Annotated in this window: 10 protein-coding genes; 6 read left to right on the top strand and 4 right to left on the bottom strand. The window is 49.0% G+C overall.

Going from position 1 to position 11671, the window contains the following annotated elements; genetic code table 11:
* Window positions 1–119 precede the first annotated feature (119 nt).
* From PTW35_RS10360 to cobT, 3 genes are read left to right on the top strand one after another with little or no spacing between them, the layout of a single operon-like run.
* Complete coding sequence (locus tag PTW35_RS10360) at window positions 120–890, top strand: nucleotidyltransferase domain-containing protein (RefSeq protein ID WP_281024918.1); 771 nt, start codon at window positions 120–122, stop codon at window positions 888–890.
* A 24-nt stretch (window positions 891–914) separates the two neighbouring features.
* Window positions 915–3293, top strand: coding sequence for a DNA polymerase II (locus PTW35_RS10355; RefSeq protein ID WP_281024917.1), 2379 nt, complete (start codon window positions 915–917; stop codon window positions 3291–3293).
* Between the two features lie 23 nt (window positions 3294–3316).
* The gene (cobT, locus tag PTW35_RS10350; RefSeq protein ID WP_281024916.1) at window positions 3317–4345 is read left to right on the top strand and encodes a nicotinate-nucleotide--dimethylbenzimidazole phosphoribosyltransferase; all 1029 of its coding nucleotides are present in this window, start codon (window positions 3317–3319) and stop codon (window positions 4343–4345) included.
* 61 nt (window positions 4346–4406) lie between these two features.
* Here the strand turns inward: cobT and PTW35_RS10345 are convergent, their stop codons facing one another.
* The gene (locus PTW35_RS10345) at window positions 4407–4718 is read right to left on the bottom strand and encodes a hypothetical protein (protein ID WP_044623515.1); all 312 of its coding nucleotides are present in this window, start codon (window positions 4716–4718) and stop codon (window positions 4407–4409) included.
* A gap of 248 nt (window positions 4719–4966) precedes the next feature.
* On the opposite strand from PTW35_RS10345, the gene PTW35_RS10340 reads away from it, so the two are divergent.
* Window positions 4967–5221, top strand: coding sequence for a DUF1289 domain-containing protein (locus tag PTW35_RS10340; protein ID WP_281024915.1), 255 nt, complete (start codon window positions 4967–4969; stop codon window positions 5219–5221).
* 118 nt (window positions 5222–5339) lie between these two features.
* On the opposite strand, the gene rplY is transcribed toward PTW35_RS10340, so the two are convergent.
* A complete protein-coding gene (rplY, locus tag PTW35_RS10335) occupies window positions 5340–5618 on the bottom strand; it encodes a 50S ribosomal protein L25 (protein WP_281024914.1) in 279 nt (92 codons plus the stop codon).
* A 336-nt stretch (window positions 5619–5954) separates the two neighbouring features.
* Here rplY and PTW35_RS10330 point away from each other — a divergent pair, with 336 nt between their 5' ends.
* Entirely contained in the window at window positions 5955–8093 is a 2139-nt protein-coding gene (locus tag PTW35_RS10330; RefSeq protein ID WP_281024913.1) for a TonB-dependent hemoglobin/transferrin/lactoferrin family receptor, read from the top strand.
* Between the two features lie 76 nt (window positions 8094–8169).
* Here the strand turns inward: PTW35_RS10330 and PTW35_RS10325 are convergent, their stop codons facing one another.
* Entirely contained in the window at window positions 8170–9915 is a 1746-nt protein-coding gene (locus PTW35_RS10325; RefSeq protein ID WP_281024912.1) for a DEAD/DEAH box helicase, read from the bottom strand.
* A 120-nt stretch (window positions 9916–10035) separates the two neighbouring features.
* Window positions 10036–10530, bottom strand: coding sequence for a GNAT family N-acetyltransferase (locus PTW35_RS10320; RefSeq protein WP_281024911.1), 495 nt, complete (start codon window positions 10528–10530; stop codon window positions 10036–10038).
* Between the two features lie 298 nt (window positions 10531–10828).
* Here PTW35_RS10320 and rsuA point away from each other — a divergent pair, with 298 nt between their 5' ends.
* A complete protein-coding gene (rsuA, locus tag PTW35_RS10315; protein WP_281024910.1) occupies window positions 10829–11524 on the top strand; it encodes a 16S rRNA pseudouridine(516) synthase RsuA in 696 nt (231 codons plus the stop codon).
* Window positions 11525–11671 lie beyond the last annotated feature (147 nt).

Below are 11671 nucleotides of genomic sequence, written 5' to 3'. Positions count from 1 at the left end.
CGACTGACAATAATCTGTCATTTGCTGCGTGATTATTGTTCAGTTGGTGTTGGGGATAGATAATGATGGATGGCGTTTTGGTATAATTTCAACGCCAGAAGAAATTAAGAGGAATATCTGTGACTAAAGCTTTACCTGCTTTGGATTGCCCTGCGGCCTTTCAGCCTGAGTTCGCTAAGATTATTGACCAATTGGTCTTCCAGCTTAGTCGAAGTATTACGGCAGTGCACAGTGTGTATGTTGCCGGTAGTGTTGTAAGAAAGCAGGCGGTAGCAGGTCGTTCGGATCTCAATGTGACTTTGGTTGTGGCTGAGCCCTTGACTGTGTCGGAGCATGCAATACGTAGCAGCATAGCCAGTCGAGTTGAGCAACAGTGGCCACAAATCACTGCCGTACAGCTCACCGTGTTGACCAAAGATGAGGTGCTTGATATCTCAACAATTTTCAAGTGGGGGTTTTGGCTGAAACACTGTTGTGTCTGTGTGTTTGGCGACGATCTTTCCAGTCGGTTTGGTTGCTTTGAGCCTAGCTGGGAGATCGGTAGATCGATGAATGATGATCTGCCTTTGCAGCTCGACGAGTACCGCCGAAAAATAATGGCAACAAGGGTGGTGTCCCACTATTTGTCTTTCTGCCGTGATGTTGCAAAAAAAATGATTTGGTCCTGTTATTCGCTGGTTTTCCACCGCTCTGGAAAGCTGGCTTTATCGCTTGAGCAAGCGGCCGAGCTATTTCTTTCTTTTTACCCGCAACATGGGGTGGCGATTGAGCGGCTGTTTCTTCTTGTCTCCGGTACGCAAGTACCGAAAAAAGCGGTGTTGTTCATGATCAATGACTTTGGTCAGTGGATTGTTGCTGAATTTGGTAAGATTGAACGTAAGATTGGTTAAGCCTGGCAAATTAACGAGGTGTTTTTGCAAACTCAGTCAAAAGGCTTTGTACTAACAAGGCAGAGCCGTGATGTTCGCGGCCAAACGGAGATTGTGCTTTGGGTAAGCACCGACACTGGCCCTGTCCGTTTAGTGATCAGCAATGATAAACCGGTGAGCTTTGTTCGTCAGCAAGATCAAGCACCGGCCCAGGCTGAACTTCATAAGGCAGGCATACGGGTTGATTGGAAACCGCTGCCATTAAAAAACTTTCAGCATGAAGCCATGTCGGCTTGTTATTCTCACTCAATTAAAGACAGCCTGCAGTTACCTCAGATCCTTTCTGCGGTCGGCATTGAGGCCTTTGAGTCTGATATTCGCTTGGCCGATCGCTTTCTGATGGAGCGCTTTATTTGTGGCGGTATCGCCTTTACCGGTGAACGTACAGCGAAAGCAGGCTTTGATGAGTATCATCAGGTCAAAGCGAAAGCGGCGGAGTACAAACCCCAGCTATTAGTCGTTTCACTGGATATCGAGTGCTCCGAGAAAGGGGTGTTGTATTCGGTTGGTTTACATTGCGAAAAAGATAGCCGGGTGATCATGGTGGGCGATGCCTCGTGTGACGAGAATGATCATGAATGGATCCAGTGGGTAGAGTCCGAGAAGGCTTTGCTGCTTGCCCTTGAAGCCTGGTTTCTCGAATACGATCCCGACATTATTATTGGCTGGAATGTCATTGATTTTGATTTTCGTCTGCTGCTCAAGCGGGCAGAGTGGAATGCGATAACCCTGCGTATGGGTAGGGGAAAGCAGCCCCCTCACTGGCGCCAATCCACCCAGAACCCGAATCAAGGCTTTATTACCGTACCCGGTCGCGTTGTTTTGGATGGTATCGACACCCTGAAGACCGCCACCTACAACTTCCGCTCCTGGTCCTTGGAGTCAGTGTCGCGTGAATTGCTGGGGGAAGGCAAAGAGATCAACAATGTCCATGATCGGATGGCGGAAATCAACCAGATGTTTCGTGAGGATAAAGTCTCGTTAGCCAAGTACAACTTACAAGACTGCAAGCTGGTATCACGCATTTTTGACCATACCCACCTGCTCGACTTTGCTATTGAGCGAAGTTGCCTGACTGGGGTAGAGCTGGACAGGGTCGGTGGGTCGGTGGCTGCGTTTACCAACCTCTATTTGCCTCAGCTTCATCGTGCAGGTTATGTGGCTCCGAGTTTGGATAGTGAAAACTGGATAGCGAGCCCGGGCGGCTATGTGATGGACTCTAAGCCCGGTTTGTACGAATCGGTGCTGGTGCTGGACTTTAAGTCGCTATATCCGTCGATAATTCGAACTTTTCGCATTGATCCGCTCGGATTGGTAGAAGGCTTGCTGCTCGAAGAAGGCAGGCAGGATAACCAAGCCATTGCCGGATTTCGTGGTGGGCGCTTTCACCGTACCAAGCATTTTTTACCGAAAATGATTGAGTCATTGTGGGCGGCGAGGGATCAAGCCAAGCGAGAGGGCGAAAAGGCCTTTTCTCAGGCCATCAAGATTATCATGAACTCGTTTTACGGCGTTTTGGGTTCGTCGGGCTGCCGTTTCTTCGATCATCGCTTGGCCTCGTCCATTACCATGCGTGGCCACGAGATCATGAAAACCACCCGCGAACTGATAGAAAACAGGGGCTACGAGGTGATTTACGGAGATACCGACTCGACCTTTGTTTCGCTCAAGCACGCCCATTCTGCTGAGAAAGCGGATGAAATAGGCCGCGAACTGGTGGGCTATATCAACCAGTGGTGGAGTCAACACTTGCTGAGTGAATATAAGGTCGAATCGGCGCTAGAGTTGGAATATGAAACGCATTACCACAAGTTTTTGATGCCGACGATCCGTGGTCAGGAAACGGGGAGCAAAAAGCGCTATGCCGGTCTGGTGATTAACAATGGCCAAGAGGAAATGGTCTACAAAGGGTTGGAAACAGTCCGTACCGACTGGACCCGCTTGGCCCAAACTTTCCAGCAAACGCTCTATCACCGTGTGTTTCATGATGAAGAAGTGGAAGAGTACGTCAGGCAGTACGTGGAAGAAACCCGGGCTGGTAAACACGATAATGCATTGGTTTATCGCAAGCGGTTACGGCGTAACCTGTCGGAGTACCAGAAAAATGTTCCCCCTCATGTCAGGGCGGCACGAATGGCCGATGAGGTCAACCAGCGTCAGGGGCGTCCGCTGCAATATCAGAGCGGCGGCTGGATCGAATATGTGATCACTATCAATGGCCCTGAGCCGGTTGAAGCCCAACAGAGTCCAATCGACTACGAACATTACATTGATAAGCAGCTAAGGCCTGTCGCTGACGGTATTTTACCTTTTATTGGCAAGCACTTTGATGATATTACTGCACCGCAGTTGGGACTATTTTAGATTTACAGCAAGGATTAGAGCACATGTTTGACACCCGTTTAAGCGCACAGATCCAAGAGCGTATCGATCAGAAAACCAAGCCATTGGGGGCTCTGGGGCAGTTGGAGAAGCTCGCTCACCAGTTAGCGCTTATCCAAAGTCAGGGCAAAGCGCACGCGGTGGATGAAATCACGCTGCAGCAGCCGACGGTTCTGGTGTTTGCCGGCGATCATGGCATTGCGGAGGAAGGGGTAAGTATCGCCCCGAGTGCCGTGACCCAGCAGATGGTAATGAACTTTCTGGCCGGAGGGGCTGCGGTCAATTGTTTTTGCCGTGCCAATGAGGTGGCAATAAAGGTGATCGACTGTGGCATCTTGCTACCTGTTGAGTTGGGATCTCCGCTATTGATTCAGCGCCGGCTTGGGGAAAGGACGGGGAATTTGGCCATTGAGCCAGCGATGACACAGCAGCAAGTACAGCAAGGAATAGTGTGGGGGCAAAACCTGGTCGAGGATGTGATCAATCAGGGTTGCAACCTGGTTATGTTTGGGGAAATGGGCATCGGTAATACCAGCAGCGCATCGGCGCTATTAGCCGCGGTTACCGGTGAGCCTGCAGAACGCTGTGTTGGTTTTGGTACCGGCGTAACAACAGGGCAACTGGAAAAGAAAAAGCGCTTGGTCAGCCAGGGCGTTGCTCGATGCGACTCGTCGCAGCCGCTTGATCTCCTCGCTGAGCTGGGGGGCTTTGAAATCGTGCAAATGGTCGGTGGTTTCCTCGCCGCGGCAAAGCATCGTACCCCTGTACTGGTTGACGGCTTCATCGTGACGGTGGCAGCATTACTGGCTACAAAGATTGATCCCAATTGCCGTGATTACCTGATTTTTGCCCACCAATCCCATGAGTTGGGCCATCGCATTGCACTTGAGCAGCTAGTTGCTGAGCCGCTGCTGGATCTGTCTCTTCGTTTGGGGGAGGGGACTGGGGCGGTATTAGCGGTGCCGCTGCTTCGGGCTGCTGCCGAGTTTTACAACAACATGGCCAGTTTTACTGAAGCCGGGGTAACGGTATAGCACAAACAAAAAACCGCATATTGATGCGGTTTTTTATGCTTGTACTTGGTGATCGCTGGGATCAGCTGAAGTATTCAACACTAGAAACAGAAGACTTCATGGCGTGGATAGGATCAAACTTGATCGCGCCTCGGTTCGGGGTGCAGATCTTATACATGTCGTCACATTCAAAAATAGCCAGAACAGTCTCATCCGTTCTGAACACGTCGGGAAGCGGTTTACCGATTTCACAAGAACATTCAGCCCCTTCATGTTGCCAAACAAGCTTGTAAACGCGTTGGTCTTGCTCTGGTGCTGAAACGTGGTTGGCAATCGAGTTGAATACTGCTTCTGCTTGCTGCGGGCTAGTTGCCGATGGTACAAAGAAATCCATGGTTCCCTCCTGGTTGAACAGCAGTCGTGGAAAAGAGTTGTGACTGCAAAAAATATAATGTTATCGATCCGGATAACCACAAAAGACTAGCAAAATTATTATCAAAAGTACAAGTCATTGAATGACTATTCATTATTGGTGAGAAATTTTGCTGGGTTGGTATTTGGCCGCTAGGTTATGAATTTGGGAAAATTAGGGCAAGGGATTATTATCATTAGTAGATAATTTTTGTCAGCGATGGGAAGCGGATGGAGCAATTAGACTTTTTTACCATTCCCAGTCCATGTGTCGGGGTATGTCAGGTCAATAACCGTGGTTATTGCAAAGGTTGCTTTCGCAGCAGGGACGAGCGGTTTTATTGGCAGCAGCTAACCAATGAACAAAAGCGCAATGTGATCAGGCTATGCAAGCAGCGTTACCAAAGGGTAATGCGAGCCAAAGCCCTGCCAAACAGTCAAGATGAGCTCGATTCAGACATATCACCGCAGCAGGAATTGTTTTAGGTGACTTTCTCCCAGCTTATTAAGCATTGCTAACGCAGATAGCTATATCCAATAATTCTGCAGATACAAAAAAAGCGCCATAAAGGCGCTTTTTTCATTGAGTATGAATCAAATGCGATTAAACGCGTTTGAAGTCCATGTGCTCAACTTTTGGCTTGAACGGGTGACGCTGGATGTCTTGAGGCTTAACAGCAACTTCTTGACCGTCGATCACTAGAACGATACCTTCGTAGAACTCAGGCTTGTCCATCTGGTTCATCACGTTGTCGTGGTTTAGCTCGATAGATACTGGAGCTGCTTCGCCACCGTAAACGATTGCTGGGAATTTACCTGCGTGACGTAGGCGGCGGCTCGCACCTTTACCTAGGTCAGTACGTACTACTGCTTCAAATTTCATCTTAAATACTCTTTCAATTAAATTCACTGAGTAATGCGACCTTACTCAATGTCGTAAAAACGAGCGCGAATATTAGCAGCGTTCCTATCAAGCGGCAAGTGAAAAAACACAGTCTTCATTCAATCACTTAAAAATTAGGCAATTAGCCCGAAAAGCCGCTGCCTTGCTTATAAGTCAGGCATGAATGATAAAGCATCGGCTGAAAGATAAAAAGCAATATGGTAAGACTGAGAAGCAACCCTAAAAAAATTACATGATAATGATAGTAATTATCGTTTGTATTTGTAATAATCCCGGCCAGTTTCATTACCACCTAGAAAATAATAAGCAGGGAATATGAGTTATAAGCTTACTTTAGTGGCAAGTTCAGTGGTTCTTGCGCTTTCACCTTCTCTTCATGCTCAAGATGAATTTTCCGTTTTTGATGAGGTCGTGGTTTCTGGTACTCGTTCAGAACAAAGCATCAAAAATATTCCATCATCAGTATCTAAGGTCTCTTCCGAGGATATCGAGCAGAATTTGTCAACGGACATAAAGCAGGCGTTGAAATATGAGCCGGGCGTCCAGGTCAACGGCCAAGGTCGCTTCGGTATGGAAGATTTTACCGTCCGGGGGATGAGCGGTAGCCGGGTGAAGGTGTTGGTCGATGGGGTCGAGCAGCCGTCCTCCTACAACCCTGGTGCGGATGTAATGCGCAAAAACGCCAATACCTTTGAAGTTGATACGCTTACGGCAATAGAGGTGAACAAAGGCCCGACTTCGACACTTTATGGTAGCGACGCCCTGGGCGGTACCGTGCTGATGCGTACCAAGAATCCAGAGGATTTACTCGGGGCGGGTGATGATACCCATGTTGGTTTGAAAACGGGCTATGCCAGCGCGAATGACGAGTACAAAGCAACGGTTGAAGTGGCCAATCGTACCGGCGACCTCGACACCATGCTGATTTATACCTACCGCGATGGTAATGAAACTGAAACCCATGGTGATGGTGCTGATATTCTTGGTCCTGAGCGCGGGGCTGCCGATCCATACAAGATTGAATCTCACAATATACTGGCGAAGGCGTTTTACCAAATCAACGCTGCCCACCGTGTCGGCGTGACTGGCGAGTATTACACCCGTGATGCAAAAGGCGATATTTTATCTGGCGAAGGCCGTGACGGTGGCATGCCGGGTTATATCTACACCAATGTTCATGGTAAGGATAAAGACAATCGCTACCGTTTAGGTTTTGAACATGAGTGGCAGGCTGATTTTACCGCTTTCGATACGCTTGGGTGGAGCCTGAACTGGACGGAAAGTGAGTCCGAGCACAATAGCTTCGATCATACAGATGCAAAGGGTAACCGAAATCGCGCCCGTTCTGGTAAGGACGAAAGCCTGCAGTTTGATTTGCAGATGCAAAAAGCGATTGAGCTAGCAACGAGTCGCCATGAGTTCACTTACGGAGCGACAGCCTCAAATGACAAGTTCAAGTTGTCCTACATTGACTACAACTTGGATACCGGTGTGAGCTCACCGGGAAGTGAAGAAGTCCCAAGCTCCGAATCAGAACAGCGCGCGGTGTTCATTCAAGATCAAATGTTCTTTATGGACGACCGCATGGTTGTGACTGCAGGCCTGCGTTACGACGACTACAAAGCGACACCGGATAGTTCATCGGGTCTAGAGCAGCATAACAGTGATGCTCTAACATCGCGCTTGGGCGCAGTTTATCACTGGAATAATAATCTGAGCACTTACGCCCAGTACAGCGAGGGCTTTCGCTCGCCAACTATCTACGAAATGTATTATGACAAAGATAATTCGATGTTTGGCTATCGGATCGAGGCAAACCCAGATCTGAAACCGGAAGAGAGCCAGTCCTATGAAGTTGGTATCCGTGCCAATAATCATCTGGGATCTGTAGAGTTGGCTGTTTTCTACAACGACTACAAAAACTTTATTTCGAGCAAAACAACGATGGATGGCAGTGTTGAAGTGACCCGTAATGAAAATATCGGCAAAGCGCGCATCTACGGTTCGGAGTTTAAAGGTAGCTTATGGCTAGATGAGGCCTTTGGTGCGCCGATGGGCTCCTATGCCCGTTTGTCGATGGCATACCTTGACGGTGAAGATCGTGAGACTGGCAACACGCTGGATACTATCGCACCATTTACGACAGTCGCAGGTATTGGTTATGACGCACCATCTGATGCTTGGGGGACCGCATTAACGGTCACTGCCGTTGCGGCAAAAGATGACTGGGAAGAGGCTGATAACCTGAAAGCACCAAGCTACACGGTTGTTGATTTGACCGGTTACTACCGTCCGACCCAGGATCTCACGTTACGCGCTGGCCTGTTCAACGCTTTTGATGAGAAGTACTGGCAGTACCAGGATCTTGAAGGCGCGACGGCATCTACACAGGGCATCGATCGCCGTACACAGCCGGGCCGTAACTGGGGTATTAACCTCGATTACGCGTTCTAAGCGAGGCTGATTTGATATAAATAGCCGCACACAGCTTTGCTGTCGTGCGGCTTTTCTACTGTGGTACGTAAAGCAATTAGTCCTTTTGGTACTGATCTAAATCGAACAGTTTGTCGCGTATTGCCCAGAAGCGTCCGCTCTTGCGAGCAATAACGATTTCTGGTGGCCGAAAGCGGTGCTCGTTGTTGGCCACTTTGGTCGGAGCGGTCACGGTGAAAGGACGGTGGCGATCAGCCAGATGAGGATTGACGAATTTCTTCATGAAGCTGTCTTTTTGCCCCTTGGTTGATAGCGGCCATACTTCACTGATCTCGGCTCCCTCATCACTGATGTAAACCACCTTGAGCTGAGGTTTGCCAAATTTGTTCTTGCCCGGCTCAAGGCGCAGGTCATGGCAGTTCATGATCATTGCATCCTTGAGCTTTAAGGCATCGCGCAGTTTCTTGTCAGGATCAACCATTACCGCATCGCAGACATTGCAGCGTCTTGCTGCGATGTCATTATCGGCACCGCATTCTTCACAGTACTTGGCTCGAAAGCGATAACCGCATTCTTCTCGCTCGCCGGAGTCATCGTCTTCAAAATAGCCTTGGCAACGGCGGCCATAGTGTTCGATCAGGAAACCGGCCGGATCGAGCTTACCCCAAAAGCTATTTTTGAAACCACATGCAGGACAGGGCACCATAATGACTTCACTGTCGCTGTTGGGTTTGGGATCGCCGACTTCCGGTTGGTAGAGATCATAACAATTGCCTGCATACTCCAGCACCAGGCAGTCTTTCTTGCCTTCGAACAGGCGCAGCCCCCGGCCGACAATCTGTTGGTAGAGGCTGATCGATTCTGTCGGGCGCAGAATCGCAATCAGATCGACATGCGGTGCGTCGAAACCGGTGGTTAACACCGATACGTTGACCAGGTACTTTATTTCTTGTTTCTTGAACTGTTCGATAATCCGGTCACGTTCATCAAGCGGCGTGTCACCAATAACCAATGCGGCGTTTTCACCTTCAAGGTAGCCCATGATTTCCTTGGCATGGTTGACGGTGGAGGCAAAGATCATCACTCCGCGACGGTCTTTAGCGTAGTCAATGACTTGACTGATGATCATTGGTGTCGCGCGGCCGGACTGCTCAATCACGCTGTCGAGGTCGGCTTCTTTGTAGCGGCCGTTATTGCCTGGTTTGAGTTGCGAAAAGTCATAGCCCATGACCGCCATATCCATCATTTTCGGCTCAGTCAGAAAGCCTTCATCCAGCAAATAGCGGATAGGCAACTCGAAAATACAGTCTCGGAAAAAACGCTCTTGCTCGGTGCGGACTTGCCCCCGGGTGTGGTATTTGTAAATCCAGCCCATCCCCAGGCGATAGGGGGTGGCGGTCAGGCCGAGAATTTTTATGCCGGGGTTGATTTTCTGCACATGTGAAATTACCCGGCGATAGGCACTGTTTTCGTCATCAGGGACACGGTGGCACTCGTCAATGACCAGCAATGAAAACTCATTGGCAAATTGGTCAAGGCTGTTGACCATTGACTGAACAGAGGCAAACACGACTTGCCGGTCGGTTTCTTTTCGTCCTAGGCCGGCTGAGAAAATGGAAGCTTTGAGGCCATAGCTTTCATACTTACTGTGGTTTTGCTCAACCAGCTCTTTGACATGGGTCAGTACCAGTACTCGGCCGCGGGCGATGCGAGCTAGCTCTGCCACCACCAAGCTCTTGCCTGCCCCTGTGGGAAGGGCCAGCACGGCTGGTGTGCTGTTCTTTCTAAAGTAGTGGATGGTCGCATTGACACTGTCTTGCTGGTATGGGCGAAGCGTATACATATAGGCGAAAATATCAGGGATGCTATGGGTAACTGTACAAGTTTACAGGTGTGTAGGGGCAATGAAAACACCCGCTGACAAAAGCCTTGTCAGCGGGTGCGGGTAGAAATGGGCAGTTGGCTATGAAGCGATGTTGAGCGGCACTGCTTCAGGGGAGATGATCTTGGTCATCATGCAGAACTGTCGGCGCGGTACAAAGTCATGCTTTTCATAGAACTTGCGTGCTCCCTTGTTACCGATATTCACTTCAAGCGAAAGGGCATGCACACCGGCGGAAGCCGCATGGGCTTCAATTTGCGGGATCAAGGCAGTACCGATCCCTTGCTGGCGCCATTCAGGTTTGAGGTAGAACTGGTCGATCAAGCCGATGCGTCCGCCGTGCTCTAAGCTGAAGCTATAGCTGACAATGATGTGGCCGGCGATGAGCTTTTCGCCATCGATGTCGACTTCGATAAACCAAGCCTGACCTAACTCAGGATTCGTGAGCAGGTGTTGGATAGCCTGCTGAGTTTGTTCTTTTTTCTTCGGCAGTACTTCATATTCAAAAAGCTCCTCAACCAATGTAAGCAGCATGTCCATTGATGAAATACTTGGCGCAACAAGTGAGATGTTCATATCGTAACCTTTACAGCTAATCGGTATAACCAATGCGTAGATGATACTTGTTATACGTAACTATTGCCTGAATACGTCTACTGATTTTAAAAGATACATTGAAAAATGTTTGAGACTTTGAGGTTAGTTACGTTCTGGGATTTTGCACTGAACTTTTGGGAAATTGTTTACCACGAAGGGGAGTCTTCATGGATTCGTTGCTCAGTTGCTTCTATTTTAGCCCATATCATGAAAGGGATAATGCCCAAGGGCGCCAGACTTGGTATGATACGCGTTTTTGTACCATCTGGAGCCAACCATGAGGCTTGATAAGTTTCTTAGCACAACACTTGGAATTACCCGTAAAGAAGCCGGTAAACTATTAAAAAACAAACTAATTGAAGTTAACGGTGAGGTTGTTAAGAACGGCGCCCAGAAAGTCAGCGATGATTGCGATGTTCAGTTCGACGGTCGTTCATTGTGTTTTGATGGTCCGCGTTACTTTATGCTGAACAAACCGTCGGGTTTTGTTTGCTCCCATGTCGATGATTTTAATCCTACGGTGTTCATCCTGCTGGATGTCGTGAGCCCGGAAAAGCTGCATGTTGCTGGCCGACTCGATGGTGACACAACCGGTTTGGTCCTGTTGACCGACGATGGCCAGTGGTCCCACCGCATTACCTCACCTCGCCATGTCTGCGAGAAGATATACTACGTTGAAACGGCCGATCCTATCGCACCTGAAACGGTGGAGCAGTTTGCCCAAGGCGTGCAGTTACGCGGTGAGAAAGAGTTGACCCGCCCGGCTAAGCTGGAGATCTTGGATGAGAAAGCGGCATTGATCACGATTTCTGAAGGTAAGTACCATCAGGTGAAGCGTATGTTTGCAGCGGTTGGCAATAAGGTCGAGGCCTTACACCGTGAGCAGATTGGTAGCGTGGAGCTGGATGAGGATCTGGCACCGGGTGAATACCGGGCGCTGACTCCAGAAGAAGTGGCCTCTTTTACCAAGTAACGCTTTTACTCACGCCTATTACAAGAGGGATTATGCGAGTTATCCCTCTGTTTTCTTTAATTTTCCCGCATTCTGCAACAAGACATGATAGAAACTCACTCTTTCCTAGAGGGAAAGAGTGTATTCAGTTAATTCGTCGTACAATAT

Origin of the sequence: Photobacterium sp. DA100, from assembly GCF_029223585.1 — a bacterium.
Classification (GTDB): domain Bacteria; phylum Pseudomonadota; class Gammaproteobacteria; order Enterobacterales; family Vibrionaceae; genus Photobacterium.
The sequence above is the reverse complement of the archived record's forward strand: the minus strand, read 5'-3'. Positions and strand labels throughout refer to the sequence as shown.